At 64.5% G+C, this 24,272-nt stretch carries 18 protein-coding genes; 7 read left to right on the forward strand and 11 right to left on the reverse strand.

The annotated features are described in order from the left end of the window. Nucleotides 1-150 precede the first annotated feature (150 nt). A complete protein-coding gene (locus QA639_RS04925; protein ID WP_283089296.1) occupies nucleotides 151-2,184 on the forward strand; it encodes a DEAD/DEAH box helicase in 2,034 nt (677 codons plus the stop codon). A 246-nt stretch (nucleotides 2,185-2,430) separates the two neighbouring features. Here QA639_RS04925 and QA639_RS04930 read toward each other — a convergent pair whose 3' ends face one another. After that, nucleotides 2,431-3,924 carry a GGDEF domain-containing protein gene (locus tag QA639_RS04930; RefSeq protein WP_028333679.1) on the reverse strand — a complete coding sequence of 498 codons (1,494 nt, stop codon included), beginning with the start codon at nucleotides 3,922-3,924 and terminating at the stop codon, nucleotides 2,431-2,433. 115 nt (nucleotides 3,925-4,039) lie between these two features. On the opposite strand from QA639_RS04930, the gene QA639_RS04935 reads away from it, so the two are divergent. Continuing rightward, nucleotides 4,040-4,318 carry a DUF7662 domain-containing protein gene (locus tag QA639_RS04935; RefSeq protein WP_283089297.1) on the forward strand — a complete coding sequence of 93 codons (279 nt, stop codon included), beginning with the start codon at nucleotides 4,040-4,042 and terminating at the stop codon, nucleotides 4,316-4,318. A 95-nt stretch (nucleotides 4,319-4,413) separates the two neighbouring features. On the opposite strand, the gene QA639_RS04940 is transcribed toward QA639_RS04935, so the two are convergent. From QA639_RS04940 to metG, 3 genes are all read right to left on the reverse strand, one after another. Continuing rightward, nucleotides 4,414-7,290 carry an EAL domain-containing protein gene (locus QA639_RS04940; RefSeq protein WP_028333677.1) on the reverse strand — a complete coding sequence of 959 codons (2,877 nt, stop codon included), beginning with the start codon at nucleotides 7,288-7,290 and terminating at the stop codon, nucleotides 4,414-4,416. Nucleotides 7,291-7,410: 120 nt separating this feature from the next. After that, nucleotides 7,411-8,409 carry an NAD(P)H-quinone oxidoreductase gene (locus tag QA639_RS04945; protein WP_028333676.1) on the reverse strand — a complete coding sequence of 333 codons (999 nt, stop codon included), beginning with the start codon at nucleotides 8,407-8,409 and terminating at the stop codon, nucleotides 7,411-7,413. A gap of 69 nt (nucleotides 8,410-8,478) precedes the next feature. Beyond that, nucleotides 8,479-10,158, reverse strand: coding sequence for a methionine--tRNA ligase (gene metG / locus QA639_RS04950; RefSeq protein ID WP_028333675.1), 1,680 nt, complete (start codon nucleotides 10,156-10,158; stop codon nucleotides 8,479-8,481). A gap of 265 nt (nucleotides 10,159-10,423) precedes the next feature. Between metG and QA639_RS04955 the strand changes: the two genes are divergently transcribed. Together QA639_RS04955 and rcdA are read left to right on the forward strand one after the other, a co-directional pair. Next, the gene (locus QA639_RS04955) at nucleotides 10,424-10,615 is read left to right on the forward strand and encodes a DUF1192 domain-containing protein (protein ID WP_016845225.1); all 192 of its coding nucleotides are present in this window, start codon (nucleotides 10,424-10,426) and stop codon (nucleotides 10,613-10,615) included. Between the two features lie 572 nt (nucleotides 10,616-11,187). Further along, nucleotides 11,188-11,700 carry a protease adaptor protein RcdA gene (gene rcdA / locus QA639_RS04960; protein ID WP_028333674.1) on the forward strand — a complete coding sequence of 171 codons (513 nt, stop codon included), beginning with the start codon at nucleotides 11,188-11,190 and terminating at the stop codon, nucleotides 11,698-11,700. A gap of 13 nt (nucleotides 11,701-11,713) precedes the next feature. Here rcdA and pdxR read toward each other — a convergent pair whose 3' ends face one another. After that, nucleotides 11,714-13,228: a MocR-like pyridoxine biosynthesis transcription factor PdxR gene (gene pdxR, locus QA639_RS04965; protein WP_283089298.1), complete on the reverse strand. Its 1,515-nt coding sequence runs from the start codon at nucleotides 13,226-13,228 to the stop codon at nucleotides 11,714-11,716. 97 nt (nucleotides 13,229-13,325) lie between these two features. On the opposite strand from pdxR, the gene QA639_RS04970 reads away from it, so the two are divergent. Then, nucleotides 13,326-13,952: an FMN-binding negative transcriptional regulator gene (locus QA639_RS04970; RefSeq protein ID WP_028333672.1), complete on the forward strand. Its 627-nt coding sequence runs from the start codon at nucleotides 13,326-13,328 to the stop codon at nucleotides 13,950-13,952. A 14-nt stretch (nucleotides 13,953-13,966) separates the two neighbouring features. Continuing rightward, on the forward strand, nucleotides 13,967-14,584 hold the full coding sequence (locus QA639_RS04975; RefSeq protein WP_028333671.1) for a LysE family translocator: 618 nt from the start codon (nucleotides 13,967-13,969) through the stop codon (nucleotides 14,582-14,584). Nucleotides 14,585-14,670: 86 nt separating this feature from the next. On the opposite strand, the gene QA639_RS04980 is transcribed toward QA639_RS04975, so the two are convergent. The 6 genes from QA639_RS04980 to rpmE form a co-directional block, all read right to left on the reverse strand. After that, nucleotides 14,671-17,214 (reverse strand): MASE1 domain-containing protein, encoded by a 2,544-nt coding sequence (locus QA639_RS04980; protein WP_283089299.1) that lies wholly within the window; start codon nucleotides 17,212-17,214, stop codon nucleotides 14,671-14,673. A gap of 1,107 nt (nucleotides 17,215-18,321) precedes the next feature. Next, nucleotides 18,322-19,008, reverse strand: coding sequence for a phosphotransferase enzyme family protein (locus QA639_RS04985; protein WP_283090547.1), 687 nt, complete (start codon nucleotides 19,006-19,008; stop codon nucleotides 18,322-18,324). Between the two features lie 152 nt (nucleotides 19,009-19,160). Continuing rightward, nucleotides 19,161-19,505 (reverse strand): hypothetical protein, encoded by a 345-nt coding sequence (locus QA639_RS04990; protein WP_283089301.1) that lies wholly within the window; start codon nucleotides 19,503-19,505, stop codon nucleotides 19,161-19,163. A gap of 52 nt (nucleotides 19,506-19,557) precedes the next feature. After that, the gene (locus QA639_RS04995; RefSeq protein WP_283089302.1) at nucleotides 19,558-20,598 is read right to left on the reverse strand and encodes a hypothetical protein; all 1,041 of its coding nucleotides are present in this window, start codon (nucleotides 20,596-20,598) and stop codon (nucleotides 19,558-19,560) included. Nucleotides 20,599-21,072: 474 nt separating this feature from the next. Beyond that, a complete protein-coding gene (locus QA639_RS05000) occupies nucleotides 21,073-21,294 on the reverse strand; it encodes a DUF1214 domain-containing protein (protein ID WP_428841137.1) in 222 nt (73 codons plus the stop codon). Between the two features lie 606 nt (nucleotides 21,295-21,900). Continuing rightward, nucleotides 21,901-22,128 (reverse strand): 50S ribosomal protein L31, encoded by a 228-nt coding sequence (gene rpmE / locus QA639_RS05005; protein WP_016845230.1) that lies wholly within the window; start codon nucleotides 22,126-22,128, stop codon nucleotides 21,901-21,903. Nucleotides 22,129-22,322: 194 nt separating this feature from the next. Between rpmE and QA639_RS05010 the strand changes: the two genes are divergently transcribed. Beyond that, nucleotides 22,323-24,179, forward strand: coding sequence for an ABC transporter ATP-binding protein/permease (locus QA639_RS05010; RefSeq protein ID WP_157344128.1), 1,857 nt, complete (start codon nucleotides 22,323-22,325; stop codon nucleotides 24,177-24,179). Nucleotides 24,180-24,272: the final 93 nt, after the last annotated feature.

Consider the following 24,272-nt stretch of genomic DNA (forward strand, 5'->3'; position numbering starts at 1 on the left):
CCAGCTTTTCTGCGATGGGGCATGGCGATTTGGCGCTGCTTGGCGTAAAGCACCCCAAATCGTCATGCGGCTGTGCCGCTTGCCGGGTACGCAGCTCCAGGTCGTCCCGCTCGACGTTCTGCGCCCGGACCAGTCAAGGTTTCCCATCTCGTGCCCTTTCCGACCACAAGTTCGCCGCTCGCCCGCGCCTTGGCTGAGCGCAACTACGATCAACCGACCCCTGTGCAGCTCGCCGTGCTCGCGGCCGACGCCGTCGACCGTGACCTCCTGGTTTCGGCCCAGACCGGCTCGGGCAAGACCGTTGCCTACGGCCTGGCGATGGCAAAGGACCTGCTCGACGGCGCCGAGCGGTTCGAGCCGGCCGCCGCCCCGCTGGCTCTGATCGTCGCGCCGACCCGCGAGCTCGCCTTGCAGGTCCAGCGCGAGCTTGCTTGGCTTTATGAACACGCCGACGGCCGCGTCGTCTCCTGCGTCGGCGGCATGGATCCGCGCCGCGAGCAGCGCGAGCTTGCCGAGGGCGCCCACATCGTGGTCGGGACGCCCGGCCGGTTGTGCGACCATTTGCGGCGCGGCCGTCTCGACATTTCGGAACTCAAGGTCGTCGTGCTCGACGAGGCCGATGAAATGCTCAATCTCGGTTTCCGCGAGGATATGGAATTCATCCTCGAGACCACGCCGGACACCCGCCGCACCTTGCTGTTCTCGGCGACGTTTCCGCGCGGCATCGTCGCGCTTGCCAAGCAGTATCAGGAGCAGGCGTTCCGGATCGAGGTCGCGGGTGACGAAGGCGGCCATGCCGATATCGAGTATCGCGCCATCCGGGTAGCCGCCGACGATGTCGAGCACGCCGTCGTCAACGTGCTGCGTTTCCATGAGGCGCCGAGCGCGCTGGTGTTTTGCAACACCCGTGAGGCCGTCCGGCATTTGCAGGCGGCGCTGCTCGAGCGCGGGTTCTCCGTCGCCGCGCTGTCGGGCGAAATGACCCAGAACGAGCGGACCCAGGCGCTGCAGGCGTTGCGCGACGGACGGTCGCGGGTTTGCGTCGCGACAGACGTCGCGGCGCGCGGCATCGACCTGCCGAGCCTCGATCTCGTCATTCACGCGGATCTGCCGAAAGACCCGGAGGTCATGCAGCATCGCTCGGGCCGCACCGGCCGCGCCGGCCGCAAGGGCGTCAGCATCCTGCTGGTGCCCCCGGCACGGCGGCGGCGCGCCGAATTGCTGCTCGATCTCGCCGGCATCGATGTGGTCTGGGGCTCCGCGCCGCAGGCGGAGGAGATCCGCAAGCTCGACCATGATCGCCTGCTGCAGGATGCAGTGTTCTCCGAAGAGGCGACATCAGACGATCTGGCGCTGGCGCAGGCTTTGCTCGCCGAACGCGCGCCCGAGGCGATTGCCGCAGCGCTCGCCCGGCTCTACCGCGCGCGGCTGCCTGCGCCCGAAGACATTCTCGATCCCGGCGAGGGCCGCGGTCGGGACCGCGACGATCGCCGCGGTGAGCGCGCCTCGCGCCGCGATGATCGTGCCGCCGGGCCGCGATCGAGGACCGGCAAGTCATCCGCGCGTCATGGCATGGAGGAGGCGACCGTCTGGTTCCGCGCCGCGATCGGACGCCGGAAAAATGCCGAAGCCCGCTGGCTGCTGCCGATGATTTGCCGCCGTGGCGGCATCGACAAGCGCGACATCGGCGCGATCAAGATCATGGATACGACCACCGAGTTCGAGATCGCCGCGCGGGTCGCGGATTCCTTCGCGGTCAAGATCAAGCGTCCGGACAAGGAAGACAGCATCCGCATCGAGCCGCTGGCGGGCGCGCCGCAGGGAGAGGTGCGCGAGAAGCCGGCGCGCAAGCCCTGGCGCGACGATGACGACGTCGGATACAGCGCGCCGCGCGCCGAGGGTGCAGGAAAGCGGCGCGGCACGCCGGACCGCGACGCCAGAGCATTTTCGAGCGAAGGCGCGAGCGGTTCGCGTCAGGAACACGCTTCAAAAAAGGAATCCAGGGACTCGTTCCGATCCGATCGGGACGGAAAAGGCTTCAGGCCGAAATCCGGCGACGAGCCGCGGTTCGGAAAGAAAAAGAAGCATCCGGGCAAGTCCAGCCACGCCGGACACACGCAGTGGCCGGACGTGTCGGCGAAGCCGAAGTTCGGCAAGAAGCCAAAGAAGAAGCGGCGGGGCTGAGGCGGCGTGCGTGTGTATCAGTCTCGACGCTGCAACAAACTCAGTGTCGTCCCGGGCAAGCGCAGCGCGACCCGGGACCCATAACCACCGATGCTTGCTGCTGCGTAACGCTGGAGCCACAGCTCGTTTCGACAACGAAGCCCTGTGATTATGGGTCCCTGCTTTCGCAGGGACGACGATGTGGAGAGAGCTCCGCGTTCAACTCTAATGCGCGTGAAGCCCGGCATTTTGCAGCCGCTTGGCCCCTCACGCCACCAGCGCGATCTTCGGCACGGTTGCGAGCACCGACTGGTTGCGGCCGTTGGCCTTGGCGGCGTAGAGCGCCTTGTCGGCGGCCTCGATCAGATCGGACCATTGCTGGCCCGCGGTCGGCCGCATGCTGGCGACGCCGATGCTGACTGTCGTGATCAGTTCGCCCGCGCACCATTGCTGGACCTTGTGGCGGATGGTCTCGGCCAGGTTGAAGGCCTCGAGCGCGGTCATGTTGGGCAGCAGCACGGCGAATTCCTCGCCGCCGAAGCGCGCCGGGCAATCGCCGGCGCGGCGCACCGCATCCGAAATGCAGATCGCGATCCCGACCAGCACCTGGTCGCCGGCTTGATGCCCATAGGTGTCGTTGTAGGCCTTGAAATGATCGGCATCGATCATCAAGAGCGCGACCGGCTGGCCGTAGCGGCCGGCACGGCGCCATTCGCGCTCGATCTCGCCGTCGAACTTGCGCCGGTTCTTCAGGCCGGTGAGGGCGTCGGTGGTCGCCATCTCCTCGAGCTTGTCCTCGGCGTCGGCGCGGCGGACGATCTCGCGGGCGAGCACCAGCGTTGCGCTGAGCACGAACAGGATCAGAAACGCCATGATCGCGCCGATGCGAATGGCCTCGGTGCGCCAGAGGTTGAAAACGGCTTCGAGCGGCTTGCCGACCACCACGTAAAGCGGCCCGGAGCTGCTGCGCCTGACATAGAGCCGCGGTATGTCGTCGACCGGGCCCTTGCCTGAGAAGGCGCGGCCCGCCTTCAGGTTCTCGGCCTTCCAGTCCAGCTGCTCCGCGAGGTTCTTGCCGATCACATCGAGATCGAACGGCGTCCGCATGATGATGGTGCGGTCGTTGCGCAGCACGGTGATGGTGTCGCCCGGCATGAGGTTCAGCCGCCCGAACAGATCGTGGAAATAGCTGAAGCGGATCGAGCCGACCACGACGCCGAGGAAGCGGCCCTCGTCGTCGACGATGCGCCGGCTCAGCACGATGGCGTAGGCGCCGCGATGCAGCATCGGCCGGCTGATGTAAAGGCCGGCATCGGGATTGTCGCGCTGGACCGTGAAATACTCCTCGTCGCTGCGGTTCTCCGGCCGCGGATCGAGGCTCGCCGCGTCGATGGTCAAATTGCCCTTGGTGTCGAACACCTGGATCGCACCGAAATGTTTTGCGGTCGCGGCGTGATCGAACAGGATCAGCTGGCGCAGTTCCTTGCTGATATTGCGGATCTCCGGCATCTCGAGATTGCTGGCGACCGCGCGCAGCGACAGGTCGTAGAGCTCGATGTTGCGGCTGATATCGGCCTCGATGCCCGACGCCAGATTCTCCAGGGTGCGGCGGGCCAGTTGCTCCTCGCCGCGGCGCATGTCGAACATCACGCCGGCGCAGACCGCGGAAAAGCCGAGAACGGTCGCAACCGACGCCGCGATCAGCAGCTTTGCCGATAGCCGCCAGCGCCGCCTTGCGTCGTTTCCCCGTCGAAATGACATGTCCCGCTCCAATGCGCCGTCATGCAACGGGAAATCTTGTTGTCGCCTTAAATGGCGACAGCGGCCGCCGAATGGGTTAACGGGTGGTTGCCGGACTTTTGTCATCGAGGACGTTGTGAACGACTACGACGCATTGCGGGATTATCTGAAGAAGCAGCATCTGCCTGAATTCGTGCTGACCTTCGAGGAGATCGAGGCGATCATCGATGCGGCACTGCCGCGCGCCGCGCACCGGGCCTCGTGGTGGGAGACGTTGCGCAGCCCGCAGGAGAAGATGCCGCAGCGCGAGGCCTGCCTCGAGGCCGGCTACATCGCCACCCGCCAGGCCGACGGCAAGAGCGTCAAGTTCAAGCGAATGCCCAACCGTCGTCCCGGCGAACGCCGGGACCCATAACCACAGGGCGTTGTCGTTACGAAGGCAACTGGCCCCAGCGCGTCATGGATGGGCCTCGGCGAATGGGTCCCGGCTCAAGGCCGGGACGACAAGAGCTAGCTCGCGGCTTCCAGCCGTTCCTCGGTGAGGAGCCGGGTCGCCGCATCCGCGTCCATCGGCTCGCCGAAGGCAAAGCCCTGGGCGTATTCGCAGCCGAGCTGGTAGAGCTCGACGGCATCCGAATCCGTCTCGGCGCCTTCCGCGACCACCTCCATGCCGAGATCGTGCGCCAGCGCGATGATCGATTTCAGGATCACCGGGCGGGTGCCGCGGCTGGTGGTGCGGACGAAGGATTGGTCGATCTTGATGGTGTCGAACGGGAAGCGCTGCAGATAGGACAGTGAGGAGTGGCCGGTGCCGAAATCGTCGAGCGACAGCCCGGTGCCAAGCTCGCGGATCCGCGCCAGCATCTGGGCGGCGTGCTCCGGGTTCTCCATGACCAGCGATTCCGTCAGCTCCAGCTTCAGCGTGCCGCGCGCCACCGAGGAGCGCGACAGCACGGTGCGGATATCGTGGATCAGATCGTGGCGCAGCAGCTGCCGCGACGACACGTTGACCGATGCGAAGATCGGCTCGCGGGCGCGCATCGCGCGCTGCCACACCGCGAGCTGGCGCGCGGTCTGGTCCATCACGAACATGCCGAGATCGACGATCAGGCCGGTCTCCTCGGCGACGTTGATGAATTCCGACGGTGACATCCGGCCGAGCTTGGGATGATCCCAGCGCGCCAGCGCCTCGAAGCCGGCGATCGCGCGATCCTCCAGCCGCACGATCGGCTGGTACAGGATCGTGATCTCCTGCCGCTCGATGGCGCGGCGCAGGTCGCTCTCCAGCGTCAGGCGGTCGGTCTTGCGCGCCCGCATCGCCGGCTTGTAGACGTCGATGCGGTCGCCGCCGATCCGCTTGGAATGATACATCGCAAGCTCGGCGTCCTTGATGATCTCGTCGGTCAGCGGCGCCGCCGGGTCGGACAGCGCAAGCCCTATCGAGGCGGTCAAGAAGATCTCGCGGTCGTTGAACGCGATCGGGGCGCGGATGGTCTTGCGGATGGTCTCGGCGAAATTGGTGATCCGTGCCGGGTCCTGCTCCGACAGCAGGATCAGGCCGAACTGGTCGCCGGCCATGCGCGCCAGCGTGTCCTGCGGCTTGAGGATGCGGGTCAGCCGTCGCGCCAGCGTCAGCAAAATGGAATCGCCGACCGCAATCCCGACGGAATCGTTGACCTGCTTGAAGCGGTCGAGGTCGATCACCATCAGGGTCGGCCGCAGGTTCGGCATGGTCTTGGCGAGATTCGCCACCGCGCCGAGGCGGTCCATGAACAGCCGGCGGTTCGGAAGGCCGGTCAGGTTGTCATGGACGGAGTCATGAAGCATCCGCTCTTCGGAGTTCTTGAACTCGGTGACGTCGGTCAGGGTGCCGACCACGCGCGAGACCTCGCCGTCGGAGCCGACCACCGGCCGCGCCTTGAGCGCGAACCACATGAAGTGACCGTCCGGCGTGCGCAGCCGGAAATCCTGCACCAGGCGGCCGCGGCGCTGGTCGAGCACGCTGTCGAGCGCGGCGCGGAAGCGGTCCTGGTCGAGCGGGTGCAGCACCTCGAGCCACTTCGCCGCCGGGCCTTCCAGCGTGCCGCGCTTGAGGCCGAGCAGGGCCTCGGTCTCGGGGCTGGTGAACACCTTGTCGGCTGACACGTCCCAATCCCAGATCAGGTCGCCGGAGCCGGTCAGCGCCAGCGCCCGGCGCTCGACATCGGAGACGACGCCGGTGGTGGCGCCGCCGCCGGCGAAGGCGTGCTGCATCACCGTGAATCCGATCAGCATCACGATCAGCACCAGGCCGCCGAGCAGTGCGGGGCCGACGATGTCGTTGGTGACGGAGCCTGCGACCGTCATGCCGGCCGCGACCACCCAGACCACCAGCAGGAACCAGGTCGGGATCAACAGCACCGCGCGGTCGAAGCCGTGGGTCGAGAGATAGACGATCAGCGCGAAGCCGGCGAAGGCGATCATGACCAGCGACATGCGCGCGATGCCGGAGGCGACCGCGGGATCGAACAGCGCCAGCGCGACCAGCGAGCCGAGGAAGACCAGCCAGCCGATCGTGATGTGCGAGTAGCGGACGTGCCAGCGACTCAAATTCAGATAGGCGAACAGGAACACCAGCAGTGTCGCGGCGAGGATCGCCTCGCCCGCCGCGCGCCAGACGCGCTCGGCGTTGTTCGACATGTCGAGCACTTTGCCCCAGAAGCCGAAGTCGACGCCGATATAGACCAGCACCGCCCAGGCCAGCGCCGCGGCGGCCGGGAACATGATGCTGCCCTTGACCACAAACAAGATCGTGAGCACGAGCGCGAGCAGGCCCGAGATGCCGATCACGATGCCCTGGTACAGCGTGAACGAATTGACCTTGTCCTTGTAGGCGTCAGGTTCCCACAGATAGAGCTGCGGCAGCTTGTCGGTGCGCAGTTCTGCGACATAGGTGACGACGGCGCCGGGATCGAGCGTGATGCGGAACACGTCGGCGGTCGGGCTCTCCTGCCGCTCCGGACGATCGCCGACCGACGGCGTGATGGTGGCGATGCGCGACAGGCCGAGGTCGGGCCACAGCAGGCCGGACGACACGATGCGGTAGTGCGGCGCGACGATCAGGCGGTCGAGCTGGTCGTCGGTGTTGTTGGCAAGCGCGAACACCACCCAGTTCTGGCCGCCTTCGCGGGCGCGAACCTCGATGCGGCGCACGATGCCGTCGGTTCCGGGCGCGGTGGAGACCTGGATGCGGTCGGTTTCACTGCGCTGATGGTCGAGAACCGCCGTCAAATCGATCGCCGGCGCATCGCTGCGCACGCTGACCGCGTCGATCGCATACGCGGCAGGCGCGGCGGCAAACATCATGAGGCCCAGCGCGAGCAGCGCAAGGCACCTGATCAGACGCAATGTCAGTACTCCGCGATCGACAAACTGACCGGGCCCGGCAACCGGCCCGGCGGTGGCGCGATAAATGACACGAAAGCGAAGGGAATCAAAGGGTTTCCGCCCCTGCTTCCGTCGCGAGGGTTAAACCGCCAACACAATTTTGCCAATATGTTCGCTGGTCTCCATGCGCCGGTGCGCGTCGGCGGCCTTTTCCAGCGGGAATGTGCTGTCCATCAGCGGTTTGACGCGGCCTTCGCGCAGCAAGGGCAGCACCTTTGCCTCGATCGCCGCGACCATCGCCGCCTTGTCCGCATTACTACGGGGGCGCAGCGTCGAGCCGGTGTGGTGCAGCCGCTTGACCATCAGCTTGGCGAAATTGGCTGAGGCCTTCGGTGTTCCCGACAGGAACGCGATCTGGACGATGCGGCCCTCGACCGCGGCGGCGTCGTAGTTCCGGTCGATATAGTCGCCGCCCACCATGTCGAGGATGACATTGGCGCCGTTGCCGCCGGTGGCCTTCTTCACCGCCTCGACGAAATCCTCGGTCTTGTAGTTGACCGCGTGATCGGCGCCGAGCTTGAGGCAGGCATCGGCCTTGTCCTGCGAGCCGACGGTGACGATCACCTTGGCGCCGAACGCCTTGGCAAGCTGGATCGCCATCGTGCCGATGCCCGACGAGCCGCCGTGGATCAGCAGCGTCTCCCCGGCCTGGAGCGCGCCGCGCTCGAACACATTGTGCCAGACGGTCATCAGCGTTTCCGGAATCGCGCCGGCTTCCTGCATCGACAGCGAGGGCGGCACGGTCATCGCCTGCGCGTCCTGCGCGATGCAATATTGCGCGTAGCCGCCGCCGGCGACCAGCGACATCACCTTGTCGCCGATTTTGTGCTTTGCGCCTTCGCCGAGCGCGACCACTTCGCCCGCGATTTCGAGGCCGGGCAGGTCGCTGGCGCCGGGCGGCGGCGGATAGGAGCCGGAGCGCTGCGCGACGTCGGGACGATTGACGCCGGCGGCCGCGACCTTGACCAAAATCTCGCCGGCCTTCGGCACCGGCACCGCGCGGGTCTCCGGCACCAGCACCTCAGGGCCACCCGGCTTGCTGATGGCAACGACGGTCATTTGCGCGGGCAGATTTGGCATGGCTGGTCCCTGGTCAATGGAGAGGATTGGCGGATGGCATACCGCCTTTTCCACCGAAGCGAAACGCCATTAAGCCCCGAACCGCGCCGTGAGCTGGCCGGCTCGCTCAGGCGTGATTTTCTCGACCAGCGGGCCGAGCCTTGAGACGGGCGTGCCCGCGCCACGATCCAGCAGCGGAACGAGTGGGCCAGTGGGCCAGCACGGCACGGCATCATTGCGACCGAGCGCGCCGAGCACGTGCGCCGCGAGGTGAGGCACGATGCTCCACGCCAGCGTGGCGCTGAGCGCGACGAGATTGAGCCCGACGCGGGTGATGACCGCCGCGCGGACCGGATCGGACTTGATCGCCGTCCATGGCGCTGCGTGCTGCAGGTAAGCATTCGCGGTGTCCCAGATCGTGCGGGTCGCGGCCGCAGCGGCGCGAAACTCCAGCGCCGTGTGATGGCGGTGCAGCGCTGCGATGCGCTGCTCCAGTTCAAGCGCGAGTTGGCGCTCGGCATCGCCGGGAGCGCCACCATCCGGGATGTGACCGTCGAAGGCGCGATGCGCGAAGCTGATGATGCGGTTGGCGAGATTGCCGAAGATGTCGGCGAGATCCTTGTTCACATCGGCAACGAACCGGGTGACGCTGAAATCTGTGTCGGCGCTCTCCGGCGCGTTGGCGATCAGCCACCAGCGCCAGAGATCGGCCGGCAATTCCTCCAGCGCCGCATCGGTGAAGATGCCGCGCTTCCTGCTGGTCGAGAACTTGCCGCCCTCGTAATTCAGCCAATGGAATCCCTTGATCACATCGGCGGTCTTCCACGGTTCGCCGGAGCCGATCAGCGTCGCCGGAAAGCTCACGGTGTGGAACGGGATGTTGTCCTTGCCGAGAAACTGGATGTAGCTGACGTCATCGGCCTGCCACCACCATTGCCGCCAGTCGCGGCCAGGCGCGGCGTCGGCCCATTCCTGTGTCGCCGCGATGTAGCCGATCGGCGCGTCGAACCAGACATAGAACACCTTGCCGTCGAAGCCGTCGCGCGGCACCGCGATGCCCCAGGCGAGATCGCGGGTGATGCAGCGGTCGCGCAGCTCCGCATTGAGCCAGCCCTTCGCGGTCGACACCACGAAGGGCGGCCACCCGGTGCGGCTGTCGATCCATGCGCCGATGCTGTCGACCAGCTGCGACTGGCGCAGATAAAGATGACGGCTGTCGCGGATCTCGAGCGCGCGGTCGCCTGATAGCGCCGAGCGGGGATCGATGAGGTCCGGCGGGTCGAGCAGCGTGCCGCAATGGTCGCATTGATCGCCGCGCGCACCGGCGTCGCCGCAATGCGGACAGGTGCCGAGCACGTAGCGGTCGGGCAGGAAGCGCCGGTCGGCCGGCGAGAACACCTGTCGCGAAGTGCGTGCTTCGATCAGCCCGGCGTCATCGAGCCGGCGATAGAAGTGCTGCGTCAGCACATGGTTGTGCGACGAGCTGGTGCGGCCGAAATGATCGAAGGACAGGCCGAAACGCCGGTAGATGTCGGCCTGGACGGCGTGCTGCGCGGCGCAGAACGCCCGGACCTCCTGTCCGGCCTCGATGGCGCCGAGCTCGGCCGGCGTGCCGTGCTCGTCGGTCGCGCAGATGAAGAGCACATCGCAGCCGGTCTGGCGGCGGAAGCGGGCGTGGACGTCGGCGGGCAGCAGCGAGCCGACGAGGTTGCCGAGATGCTTGACGCCGTTGACGTAGGGCAGCGCGCTGGTGATGAGAATCCTGGTCATGGGTGCAGTCTTTCACGTTCGGTGATGCCGATCCCGGACAATCAAAAATCAAAAAGCCCTCCCGCATGATCGGAAGGGCTTGGGGTCGGCTCATGCCTCGCGCGCAGGCGCGCAACTATCCCGTCCGGTCAGACTCCTTGCGGTCGGGCCGGGGCATTCGCGTCAGATGTTGCGCGCACACGAAAGTCACTGCAAAATTCTCCTCTGGACGGATATCTATCATCGCTGGGCGCAGGGCGCCAGATCAGCATCGCGGGGAAGACACATGCCGATTGAGGATGAGGACCGGCCGCGGAAGAAAATCAGCCACGAGATCGGACAGGATCTCTCGCTGCTGTCGGTCGAGGAATTGACCGAGCGCATCGCGCTGCTCAACGCCGAAGTCGATCGCCTGAAAGAAGCGATGACGAAGAAGCGCGCGTCGAAGGACGCCGCCAACGCGTTCTTCAAGTCGTAGGTCGCCACATCACTCGGTCCTCGTAGCCCGGATGGAGCGAAGCGCAATCCGGGGCCGCGCTATCCGCGGATGGACCGTTCCCGGATTTCGCTGCGCTCCATCCGGGCTACGCTGCTCTACCTCCCCTTGAAAAGGGGAGGTCGCTTTGCTCACCAGAGCAAAGCGGGTGGGGATCAGCTCTCTCCAAATACGCCGTCGCCTGCGGTTGACCCCCATCCGACCTTCCCCCTTTCAGGGGGAAGAAGAGACCTGTCCCAAACTAGGTCAATGGCCGACATGGCAAACAAAGCGTCAAGAAATCCGTTCATTTACGATCGGTTAAGCTTTCTCGATTATGACTGCATTGTCCTCGTTTGGACACCGAGTGGCTCCTGTCCACTCTGTTTGACGCCTCCCTGTTATCAACTTCAAAAGCCGCCGGAAACGGCGGCTCTTTTTTGTGCGTCCTATCGGCTGGAAACCATAAATCCGGTTGCGGCTGGACTCTTCGGCGCGCCCGCGCAATGATTTGTTCATCATAAGCTGGCGCGTCAGATGCCAGCGGGCGTTACGGTGGTGTGAGGGCGTTAACCATGGCCGATCGTTCCCAGAGCGAAGCCGGGCTTGTACTGTTCAGTGAACGGCTGACCAATTCTGCGGCATTCGGCGTGCTGTTCCGGGAAGGCATGGATCTGGTCGAGCAGACCGCCGCCTATCTCGACGGTGACGGACGTGCCGAGGCCAAGGCGCTCGAACGGTCCGTGAGCCTGACCTATGCCACCGAAAGCATGCGCCTGACCACGCGGCTGATGCAGCTCGCCTCCTGGCTGCTGCTGCATCGCGCGGTCAAGGAAGGCGAGATGACGCTGACCCAGGCCAATCGCGAAAAGACCAAGGTGAAGCTGTCGGCCGCCGATCCCGGCCCAGCCGACATGGTGACCAAGCTGCCCGAGCAATTGCAGCAGCTGATCGCCCGTTCGATGGATCTGCAGGCGCGCGTCCGCCGCCTCGACACCACGATCCACGCGCCGGCGCCGGATCGCTCGACCATCGGCAACCCGCTGGTGCCGCAGCTCAACCGCCTCAAGGCGGCGTTCGAGCAGTAATCCGGACAGCAAATCAGTGTGACGCGTCCGCGCGGCGTGGCTTGGTCCGCCGTGGCGGCGTGTGCTGATCCATCACGCGCCGCAGCCTGATCGCCGCCGCCTCCAGCTCCTCCGGTTCGAAGCCGCCGAAGCCGAGCATCAGGCCGGGCTGCGCCGCTACCTTGTACATCGGCGAAATCGGCCGCACGACGATGCCGGCGGCAAGCGCTGATTTTGCCAGTTGCACATCGTCGAGGCCGTGGGGTAGCCACAACAACAGATGCATGCCCTGGTCGCTCGGCTGCAGCGTGACGTCGTCGGGCATGTGACGCGTCAGCGCCGCGATCAGCGTCGCACGCCGTGCGGCATAGACGCCGCGAATGCGCCTGATATGCGCCTCGAACAGCCCCTCGCGCATATAGGCCGCCAGCACGTGCTGATCGGCGGTCGGCGAATGCCGGTCGAGCAGCCCGCGCGCGCCGGCGAAGGCGTCGATCAGCGGCGCGGGCGCCACGACGTAGCCGAGCCGCAGCGAGGGGAACAGCACCTTGCTCAGCGTGCCGAGATAAATCACCCGCGATGGGGCGAGGCCTTGCATCGACGGGAAGGGATGCCCGGCATAGCGCAGCTCGCTGTCGTAATCGTCCTCGACGATCCAGGCATTGCTTCGTTGCGCCCACGCCACCAGCGCATTGCGGCGGGCCATGCTCATCGGCATGCCCAGCGGATATTGATGCGACGGCGTCACGAAAGCTGCGCGTGCGTGCGGGCACGCGGCGATCGCGGCATCGACGTCGATGCCCTGCGCATCGACCAATACGCGCGTGGTGACGAGATCGAGCTCGTCGAGCACGGCGGTCATGCCGGGATAGGCGGGATCCTCGGCCCAGACGCGATCGCCTGACGACAGCAGCACACGGCCGGCGAGATAGAGGCCTTGCTGGGTGCCGGCCGTGATCACGACCTGCTCGGGCTCGCAATGCACCGCGCGGGATTTGCGCACATAGTCGGCGATCGCCTGCCGCAGCTCGATCAGGCCGCGCGGATCGCCATAGCTCGAAGGCGCCGCGGCGCGCGATGCGCGCACGCGGTTGCCGAGGCGGCGCCAATGGTCGTCGGGCGCGACCGCGCTGCCGGGGACCGCGATCGCAAACGGGACTTCCGGCATCGGCGTGAAGGCCGCCGCCACTTTGCCAAGCCGCGCCGCGCGCGGCGGCAACCGGATCGGCGCTGATTTGTTCGGCTTGCGATGGACCACGACGGGCCGAGCCTGCTCGGCAAGCGTCGGCGCGACGCGGGTGCCGGCACCGACCTGCGATTCCAGATAGCCCTCGGCCAGCAACTGCTCGAAGGCTTCCGTGACCGTGCCGCGCGCAACGCCGAGCGAGGCCGACAGCGCGCGGGTCGACGGCAGCAATTCCCCGGCCTTCAGTTCGCCGCTCGCAATCGCGGCGCGCAGGGCCTGCGCGATCTGGCGCCCGACCTGTCCGGCGGCGCGGTCGACGGCCCGGAGCGAAGGGATGCTGATCGTGGTGCGCAGGCGGGGCATAGTGGACCAATCAAGATGATCGAAAGTGGCTCTTATCATAGGCCACTTCAGCGCTATGGTGCGAGCAGCAATTGATGGGGTCCACCAGAGGTCTACCATGTACCTGCCGCCGCATTTCAGGATGGATGAGCTCGGTCCGGTCCACGCCGCGATGCGGGCGTCGCGGCTCGCGACGCTGGTCACCGCAACCGCCGACGGCCTGATCGGCACGCCGCTGCCGCTGATCCTCAATGAGAACGAGGGCGACTACGGCACGCTGTACGGTCACGTCGCGCGGCCCAATCCGCAGTGGAAGCTGCCCGCAGTCGGTGAGGCGATGGCGATCTTCATGGGGCCCGACGCCTATGTGACGCCGTCCTGGTACGCGACCAAGGCCGAGCACGGCAAGGTGGTGCCGACCTGGAATTACGTCGCTGTCCACGCCTATGGCGCGGCCGAGTTCTTCGAGGATGCCGACCGTCTGCTCGACGTCGTGACCCGGTTGACCGAGCTGCACGAGAATGCGCGTCCGGAAGTCTGGCAGGTCAGCGACGCGCCTGATGATTTCATCAAGGCGCAGCTGCGCGGGATCGTCGGCTTCCGGATGCCGATCACGCGGATCGACGCCAAGAAGAAGATGAGCCAGAACCGCAAGCTCGAGGATCGCGCCGGCGTCATCGCAGGGCTTGAGGCAAGCGACAATCCCCATGACCGCGAGGTCGCCGCGATGATCCCGGCGAGTTGAGACGAAAGCGCCCGATGGAATTGTACCTCGCCTTCGCGATCACGACCGCGATATTCGCGCTGATCCCGGGTCCCGCCATGCTGTACGCCGCGGCGCGCACGCTGGCGGGCGGCCGGCGCGCGGGGCTGATGGCCTCGCTCGGGCTGCATCTCGGCGGCTATGTCCATGTCGTCGGCGCGGCGGCCGGCCTCGCTCTGCTGTTTCATGCGGTGCCGCCGCTGTTCATGGCGATGAAGCTTGCCGGTGCGGCCTACCTGGTCTGGCTCGGGCTGTCGCTGTTCCGCGACCGCGACACTGCAAAGCGCCCCACACTTGCCCCGCTCTCGGCGGAGCGCGCCTTCGCGCAAAGCATCGTCGTCGAGGTGCTCAATCCGAAGACGGCGATCTTCTTCCTCGCGTTCCTGCCGCAATTCGTCGATGCGTCGGCCAGCCTGCCGGTCTGGGCCCAGCTGTTTCTGCTCGGCACAACAGTCAACCTTACCTTCTCGGCGGTCGACATCGTCTGCGTGTTCCTCGCCAGCGCCGTGATGTCGAGGCTGCAGCGCTCGAAGACGTCGCAGCGCATCATGCAGCGGATCGGCGGCAGCATCCTGGTCGCGCTCGGTGCGCGGCTGGCCTTCCAGGATCGCTAGAAGCAGTCATGTCCACCAGCAGTGATGGTGCGGATCAACGCTTCGTCAAGCTGCGCGACGAGCTGCTTCTGCAATGGTGCGACCGGTCAATTTCTGCGCGAGGCTTCAGTCGTGTCTGACGTCATGGACGTGCCGGATGATCGCGGTGGTCGCGGCGGCGCAAGATCGTGGATAAAATCTCTCAGTGCGTCGGTGTCGAATGGCTTGCGGAGGATCCTTAGACTTGGCGGAGCCGCTTTTGCGGCATCGCTGTAACCGGTTGTAAGGGCGATGGGCAAACCGGGGTATCGCGACCTGACTTCTCTCGCGAGCCCGACGCCATCGATGGTCCCGGGCATGACGATATCGCTGAAGACGAGATCGATCTTTGTACCGGCTTCGAGCAATTTCAGCGCCGCTTCGGCCGAATCTCGATAGATCGTGTCATAGCCCAGATGCTCGAACAGCGAAGATGTCACATCCGCCACCTCGGGGCTGTCGTCGACAACGAGAACCGTCTGCCGCTGCGGCTGCCTTGCTCTTGTTCTGGCGGCGGCCAGCTCTTTGCTGGTGATTTGCTCGTCTGCGCAGGACGGCAAGTAGATTGTAATCGTTGTTCCCTGTCCAACCTTGCTGTCCGCCGTCACCGTGCCGCCGGCCTGGTGCGCGAAACCATAGACTTGGGACAAGCCGAGCCCGGTACCCTTGCCGACCTCTTTGGTCGTGAAAAACGGATCGAACATCTTGGACAGCAGGTTTGGCGGAATGCCGGTGCCGGTATCGCCAAGCGCTATCGCAAAGAAAGCCTTTGCGCGGCGATCGCCGCCGGTTTCCTGGTTCGCGGTCACCGCATGGACGGATAAGGTGAACGTGCCGCCGCTTGGCATTGCATCGCGGGCATTAACGGCGATGTTGACGATCGCAAGTTCCAGCTCGGCGAGGTCCACCTTCACCGACGCGACACCCTCGCCGACGTTCTCATTGTACACGATGTTCCCGCGCAGCGAGCTCTCGATCATGGTCCGCATGTTCTTGATGGACGCATTCAGATCGACGACCGTCGGGCTGAGATGCTGATGGCGAGAGAATGTCAACAATTGGCGTGTGAGGCTTTCGCCTCGTTTGGCCGCGGTCTGTATGGCTTCAATTGCCTTGGGCAGTTTTGGATCAAGCAGGCGAGTGAAAATCTGGGCACTGCCTCCGATGATCATCAATAGATTGTTGAAGTCGTGTGCAATTCCGCCGGTCAGCTTGCCGATTGCCTCCATCTTCTGCGACATCGCGAGCTGTTCGCGCGCCTGAACCAGCTTCTCCTCTGCGTCGCGTCGCTCGGTTGCGTCCCGCAGAATGCTGATGAAGCCGATCAGATTTCCTGAGTCATCATGGCTCGACGAGACCGAGCCCGTGATGAAGAACGGCGTACCATTCTTTCTGATGCGCCAACCCTCGACGTCGTACTTGCCTCTTTCGATTGCCGTCTCCAGCGCGTGTGTTGGCGAACCCGCGCGGCGTTCATCCGGCCGATAAAATATTCCAAAATGCTTGCCGATGATTTCTTCCGAGGTGTAGCCGATGATTTTTTGAGCGGTGCTATTCCAACTCGTAACGTGTCCTTCTCTATCAAGCGCAAAAATCGCATAGTCGACGACGCCTTCGATAAGGGTTTGGAAGTGCCGCCTGATGCTGTCGAGCGCCAAGGCGTTCCGTTCAAGTTGACCGTTCAGTTGGTCCTGCACAGAAAGCAGATGGGCTTCCGTGGTCTGACGCGTGGCAATTGCCGCAGCCAGGGCAAGAGGGGGCGCCGATACGCTGATCGAAAGCACGAGCAGCGACAACAACGCTCCGTTCGGATCCGTTTTCGGAAATGGATCATGACCGAACGCGAACCCCCAGACTGCCATTCCGGTGAAAATGAGCGCAGCCGTAGCCGCGGTGCATCGATTGCCGCGCAGACCGGTCCAGATCAACGGGAGCAAAGCCAGAAAGCCCAGCAGGCCGCGATGCGGCAACGGCACGTTGAGATCGTCGCTGACGAGGTCACTGCCGATGAGCGGGCTGTAGGCCACGATCCCAATGAGACCAGCGAGAGCGATAACTGCGATCGATTCCAACAGATCCCACCTGGAGGAAATCCGTAAGGACATCATCGCCCAGAGCACGATGACCGGAGCAATCAGCAGGGTCGCGGCTGCGTCGGCAAGCCACCAGGTCAGCCCGGCGGCGATGGAATCGGGAAAGCTCGGTTCGTTGACGAAGATGAATCCGGCCAAAGCGGTGAATGAACCGATCATCGCGGTCGGCGCAAAGGAAATGCCTGCAAACTTTGCGACACCGGATGGCGTGGCAAACGTCTGGCGTCCGTTCGACCAGCGTCCGATCAGCCATGTTCCGGCCAATGCAGCAAGGAGGCTGCCGATCCCGGCGGCGACAAACTCCAGGAGCGATCGGTCAGTCATCAGGTAAGGCGCGACAGCGCCCAGCAGGATCGCGGGCCAGATCCGGTAGCCACGCAGCAGCATGAGCGCGAGCGCAAGCCCGGTTGGCGGCCACAGCGGTGTCGCGGCTGGATTGATAGCGGGAAGGAAATGTGTGGAGGCCGCAAGGCTCCCGTAGATCGCGGTGACGATAAAAACTTCGACCGAGTAGGTCACAGCGCTCCGAGCATCGCCAAAAGCGAAAATCCCGGCCTTATCGAACCTTGCCCGTTCCATCACAAGCCTTTGCGGTGGGCACCTCAAGAATGCGGTAGGGAACGACCTGGCACCCGGTTCCATGTCACCCGAAGGAGGGCGATCGTATTTTTTCCAAGTCGATGACCCTGCCAAACACTCAACGCAGTTTTGACCAAAGCATGGCCGCTGGATCGAGAGTAGGGGGCGCCGGCAACTTCTGAACAAGAGACCATGGGGCAGAACCGCTGACCTAACGGCGTGGGCCTGCAATCCGATCCCACCGCGTGTCGGTGTCGTTCAAGTAACCGCTTCGGGTCAAAAGGCGAATATCGGCAAGAGCCGTTCGAGCTCGGCTTTGGGCCGGGAGCAGACGCCGGAAAGGTGCGAGCGGTCGGCGTTCTCTCGCCGCCATGTCGATGTCGATCGTGAGACACTGGGAGATTTATCGTCAACCCTAGGTAGCAAAACTCGGGCTATATGGTACCGTGCCCTCGTCGGGACGGCATTTCCGTCCCGGATTTGGGAGGGCTATGTCATGAGATTGCCGTCGAGCCTTGTCGCGCCTTCAGCCGTCGCCGTGTTGTCAACTGTCTGGCTGTGCGGCCCGGCAGCGTCGCAAACAGACCCAGCCAAGCCGCTTCCCTCCATCACGGTCGAGGCGCCGAAGCCGGCGGCAAGGCCAAATCGTGCGACACAGGTGGTGACCACGGGGGCATCTCACCGGAGATCGAGAACTACCCAGACGTCGTCGTCAACCGCTCGAGCGCCGTCGCCGGCGCCGGATTCAGTGCTGGGCAGGATTGCCGCGCTGGAGAAAGTCGCCAGCAATTGCAACGGTGGCTGCGAATCGAGCCTCCCGCATGGCAAGGACCCTTGGGTCGGGTGCAGCGAGTCGGCGGGCGGACAAACATACGGACCGTTCTCGTCGACGTGCCGAGACAACCTCACCTACAAGTCCTACGTCGATTGCGTCGAGACCAAATGGTTCCTGGGCGAGTACCGAAACAGGGCCTGGTGGCTTTGCAGCAGCCTGCAGGCCGCGGGGAAGTTTAAGGTCGCCGAACTCAAGCGACCGAAGCGTCCACACTAGACCGCTCGAACGTCGGCAAGCCGCTTGATTGCGTACGCGTCGTCCCAGCAGACGGCGGCCTCCCACGCGGCCGACGCTTGCGCGGCGATGTCGTGCGCGCCGCCGTCGAGACCGGCGGCGTTGTGGGGCAGCACCAAGTCAAGATCGGGGACGTCGACATGCGACTCGTCCCAGTCGATCAGCGCGACCCGATCTGGGGTCACGCGGATGTTGCGCGGGTTGGGGTCGCCGTGGACGACGCAGGTCTGACGTCCGACGAGCCGCGCCCACGCGGCTCGGCACCGGGCAACGCCCTCAGGCGGCATCGCGGCGAGGTCGATCTTCGTCCCGGTTTCGGCGTGCAGGAGATCGGTCGACGATCGCCAACCCGGGCGCTGCGGCCAGCCCGCCGTCAACCGATGCAGCCGGCGGAGCGTGTCGGCTGCGCGACGCCAATCGGCCTCAGTCTCGGGCGGTTCGCCCTCCACATACGTCATCACCACCAGACCGTCCGCGAACAAACGGCCGTCGATCGTCGGGATCGGCACCAGCACGGTCAGACCTTCACGATCGAGGTATTGGAGGAGCGCGGTCTCCCAAGCGGGATCAGCGTCGCTCCTCGTACCGAGACGACCGACGGCGCGGTGCCCCTGGACGCGCACGCTCCACACGTCGTTCGCGACTCCGCCAGTGAGCGGTTCGATGCGAGTTACGTCTTCACCCCACTGCCGGAGTGCCTCCCATCAAAGGCATTCCTCATCGCGTTGGCCGGCAAAAGACATTAAGCGGACGTCACCTGGCCCAAAGCAGACATCACGGCGCGGCATGATGTCTCCGTTTGACCCGAAGCGGATGTTCATTCGGGAAAGTGGTCGCAGGTCACGCCAGCATCGAAGTGATCGAGTAACAGATAATCATCCCAACCGCGCCGACCTTCACAGGTAACGATTGACGCAGCCCGCATGAACTGTCCCAAAGCGGTCGTCTGATAGAATTGCTCGTACAGAAGCTGCCAAAACAGCTTTGGGTAATCGGTTTCAAACGTCAAATTCACGTAGGCATGCCCGTCACGGCCGCGCTCTGTCGAGCGGCGGCGTATCCAGCTCGCGTCAGTGGACAGATGCTCAAACTGCGAAAGGACTTTGGCCAAGTCCAACTGAGGACCTCGACGAGGATGAATTTGAATGCAAAACTCAGTCATGGCGACATTCAACGCTCGGAGTGATTTCCAGCTTCTGTCTGATCTTCGGACGCTAGCCGGGGAAGTCGCGGAAATAGTTGACGAGATTAAACGGAATTTTCCACCCGGCGCCTCCATCGCGCATCAGCATCTTGATGTCTTCCGCCCTGTTTTCTTTGCCGGTTTTCGGATCCTTCTCCTGCGTGTGGCCTCGGCTGTCCCAAGGTTTGCTCGCGCTCTTCGAGTAGTAGCCGAGAAAATGCCCGGCTTCATGGGCAGACGTGTTAGGCCCGCGTTGCGAGCAGATGAAGGCAAGGTCCAGCCCTCGAGCAAACGCGCCATTGGGGAAGCCGCCATTGGACAACAGCTTGTCGACGCAGAAAATGGTTAGATGGGCACCCTGAACTTTGTGTTTGACGAAGAAGCCCTTCAGCTTTTCGACGTCGATCAGATCGGGAAGGGTTGCGAGGCTCGCATCCTTCATGCCGGTGGCATTGGCGAGCTCCTGTTTGACGGCAGCCTGCGAGTCGTCGATGACCAGCCAGTCGCTTGGCACCCGCTCGAAACGGATGTTGGCCTGCGGCCTCCATATATCGTTCATCGTCAGCAATTCATCCTGCTCGTTGCAGGGCTTCTTGGCGTGAAACGCCGGAGCGCCGCCGCTCCCCGGCACCATGACATTGCGGAACGCCACCTTGATCTTGATTTCTCGTAGCACGGCGACACGGAGCTTGGCTTCGATCGTCCCGCGCGCCGACCGGGCCACCACCTCCAGGCCGGGAAAGGGGATCGGCTTGATCCGGCCATTGATTTCGAAGAACCGTGCATCGCCATTGAAGGTGGCGGGAAGTGACGCCGCCCTGAGCTGCGGATCGATGTCGGGTTTGGAGAAGGTGTCTCTGGCTTGCATGACGCGTCTAAGGGTATCGGCGCCATCGATCTCCTTGATCCCGAGGGCATGGGGGTGAGGATCGACTTTGAGCTTTCTTCCGGGGTCGATCAGCGCCACGATGTTGGAGCCCCCGAACGGCACCACCATGCCCGGCGGGCTGCCCGGCAGGTTGCGGCGCTCATCGATGCCGGAGCGGCGGAAAACCTCTTGAAAGGCGGCCATGTCTGGTTCTCCTGTCGTTCGGTCCGTCGACGCGAAATTTTGCGCGCGGAAATGAGAGCCTGCTTCTGTGGCGGCGGAGCACAATCTGGCCGGCCCCCGCGGCGCGATGCAGAAAATTTCGGCGGCGAAGTTTCATGGCCAGTCCCTCCACGACAATTGGACACGGACGGCATCAGGCGCAGCCTACTCCGTTTTCCGGAGAACGCGGAAGGCCAATCAATGTCCGATCACGGTCCAAAGCTGCTCGAACGGCTCTTGCCGATATTCGCCCTTTGACCCAAATCGGATGTCGTTGATCTGAATCAATCGGCTCTCATCCGCGCCGATGTTGGATGAATTTGCTTCAGCTGCTGCGCGACCTCAGCAATATCGCGATGGGCCAGGAGCTGACGCACGCGGCTTCCCGCTGACCGGAGTCATTTCGTCAAAGGCAATCGCCTATTCGTGGCTATGAGCCAACCTCGATGACCTGCGTCACTTTCCAGCTCCGTCGATGATCGAAGGGGCAGTGTCCTTGGGCCAGTACATTCGCAGCATCAGGACAAAATCGCCCTTGGGCGCCGGCAGCCAGTTCGACTCCTTGTCAGCACCCGGCGACTCGTTCTGGAAGTAGAGGGTCAGCGAGCCGTCGGGATTGAACTTCGGATTGTCGCGCAACCTGACGGGCAATTCAGCAGTGAAAATATTTCGCGTCATCCGAATCGCAACTCAGTGTATAGAAGCACCCGCCTCACCCGATCGAAGGGCGCTGCGCATCGTCACGGGTGTTGCGGTGAGATGCGGTGGACGCCGAGCGTGGTACTGACGAGAGCGCATGCGGCGCACGGTGAAATCGTGCAGGCCTGACGCCCTAGCGGCAGGTGTCTCCCGCGAGATGCGAAGCATCTTCGCGAGAGCGGTGACAACAAAGCCCAGTCTCACCGGGGTGAACACATATAAGCCGTAACCCATCGCGCAGGGAAAGCCGGGTTGTTTCCGGTTACACCTGTGGTCCTACCCCCGAGCTTTCTACCCATTGCTCGGGGCCCATGGGTGCGATCGGCACCCGGCTTTCCCTGCGCCCTCTGTTTCCAGAGCGGCGAAACAAAAGCAAAGCTCGGACAGATCATGTCGCGAGAGCGCGGATGTGTGACTCGCAGCCGGTGCAACACATTTGGTGTCGTCCTGGCTTTCGCCAGGACGACACAGCAGGAGAATCGCGGGCCCGTTCAGCCCGCCAATCCGGAGCGGCCCCCAAAAACAAAAACGCCCCCGAGTCGGGGGCGTTTTGCGTGTGGTGTCGGGGCGATCCCGAAGCGGACTTTAGTCCTTCTTGAGGAAGCCCGAAAACTTCTTCTGGAAGCGCGAGACGCGGCCGCCGCGATCCATCAGCTGCTGGGTGCCGCCGGTCCAGGCCGGGTGCGACTTGGGGTCGATGTCGAGGTTCAGCGTGTCGCCTTCCTTGCCCCAGGTCGAGCGGGTCAGGTACTCGGTGCCGTCGGTCATGACGACCTTAATCGTATGATAATTCGGATGAATATCGGCTTTCATGACAGTTCCTTCGGCGCGCCGGCGCCCGTCTCAAGATGTCTGGAATACGGGATTTGCGCGGGTCTATAACCTATGGAGCCGGCCAAAACAAGCCAAGAAAGGGCCTAAGCCCATCACCGGATTGGGACTTTACCGGATTTGCCAGCCGGGGGTCGGCGGGCCTATGTGGGGGGCGATAGAACCGGTCTAGATTGATGAGCGTAGCCGAACAGCTTGAGACCCCGCGTGGCGCCCCGCAGCCCCCGCGCGACGCGTTGCTCGATGAGGAAGCCTTCATCGAGAGCCAGATCACGGAGCCGGCGAAGAGCCGTGCCCGGTTGCGGCCGTTGCTTGCGCTCGCGCCCTATGTGGCGCGCTACAAGGGCCGGGCGATCCTCGCGCTGATCTCGCTGACGATCGCCGCGATCACCACGCTGATCGTGCCGGTCGCGGTGCGGCGGATGATCGACATGGGCTTCACGCCCGAAGGCATCGCGATGATCAACAGCTATTTCAGCGTGATGATCGCGGTCGTCGCGGTGCTCGCATGCGCCAGCGCCTCGCGCTATTACCTCGTGATGACGATCGGCGAACGTATCGTCGCCGATCTCCGGCGCGACGTGTTTGCGCATCTGATTTCGCTGTCGCCCTCGTTCTTCGATTCCGCGCGGTCAGGCGAATTGGTGTCGCGGCTCACCGCCGATACCACGCAGATCAAGTCCGCGGTCGGCGCGTCGGTGTCGATCGCGCTGCGCAATCTGATGCTGTTCTTCGGCGCCGCCGCGATGATGGTGATCACCAGCCCGCGGCTGTCCGGCTTCGTGCTGCTCGCGATTCCGATCATCGTGATTCCGCTGGTGGCGTTCGGCCGCTGGGTGCGGCGGCTGTCGCGCACCGCCCAGGACACGCTGGCCGATGCCAGCGCTTATGCCTCGGAGCTGGTCAACGCGATCCGCACCGTGCAGGCCTATACCGGCGAACGGCTCGCCAGGACGCGCTTTGCCGGCGAGGTCGAGCAGGCCTATCAAGCCGCGCGCAGCTCGACCAAAGCGCGCGCGGTGCTGACGCTGATCGTCATCTTCATCGTGTTCGCCAGCGTCGTCGTGATCCTCTGGGTCGGCTCGCACGACGTGCTGGTCGGAACCATCAGTCCGGGCCGGCTCGGCCAGTTCATTCTCTACACGGCGTTCGCGGCGAGCGGCCTCGGCCAGCTCAGCGAGGTCTGGGGCGAGGTCTCGGCCGCATCGGGCGCCGCCGAGCGGCTGTTCGAGATCTTGCGCGTCAGGCCGCAGATCGCGGCGCCCGCTTCGCCGCGCGCGCTGCCGCAGCCGGCGCGCGGCGATGTCGGTTTCGACGATGTCAGCTTCGCCTATCCGAGCCGGCCCGACGCGCTTGCGGTTGATGAAGTGTCGCTCTCGGTCCGGTCAGGTGAGAAGGTCGCGATCGTCGGCCCGTCCGGCGCCGGCAAGAGCACGCTGTTCCATCTGCTGCTGCGCTTCTACGATCCGAAATCGGGCACCATCTCGCTCGACGGCGTGCCGATCCGGCAGGCCGATCCGGCCGAGGTGCGCACGCGCATCGCGCTGGTGCCGCAGGATTCCGTGGTGTTCGCCGCCAGCGCCCGCGAGAACATCCGGTTCGGCCGGCCCGATGCGACCGACGCCGAGGTCGAGCGTGCCGCCGATCTCGCCCATGCCAGCGAATTCCTGCGCCGCCTGCCCGAAGGCTTCGACGCCCAGCTTGGCGAGCGTGGCGTGACGCTGTCCGGCGGCCAGCGCCAGCGCATCGCGATCGCGCGCGCGATCCTGCGCGATGCGCCGCTGCTGCTGCTCGACGAGGCGACCTCGGCGCTCGACGCCGAAAGCGAGACACTGGTGCAGACCGCGCTGGAGGAACTGATGCGCCACCGCACCACGCTGGTGATCGCGCATCGGCTGGCGACCGTCTTGTCCTGCGACCGCATCCTGGTGATGGACCAGGGCAGGATCGTCGAGCAGGGCACCCACGCCGAACTGGTCGCCGCTGGCGGCCTCTACGCCCGGCTGGCCCGGCTGCAGTTCGAGGGGATCTGAGCGAATTGGGGCTCGGCGCGCTCTGCCAATGCGATTCCTATGCGATCGGGCGCGCGCTCCCCTCGAAAACCTATTCCCGCACAAGGATAGTCG

The organism is Bradyrhizobium pachyrhizi (genome assembly GCF_029714545.1).
Taxonomy (GTDB): Bacteria; Pseudomonadota; Alphaproteobacteria; order Rhizobiales; family Xanthobacteraceae; genus Bradyrhizobium; species Bradyrhizobium pachyrhizi.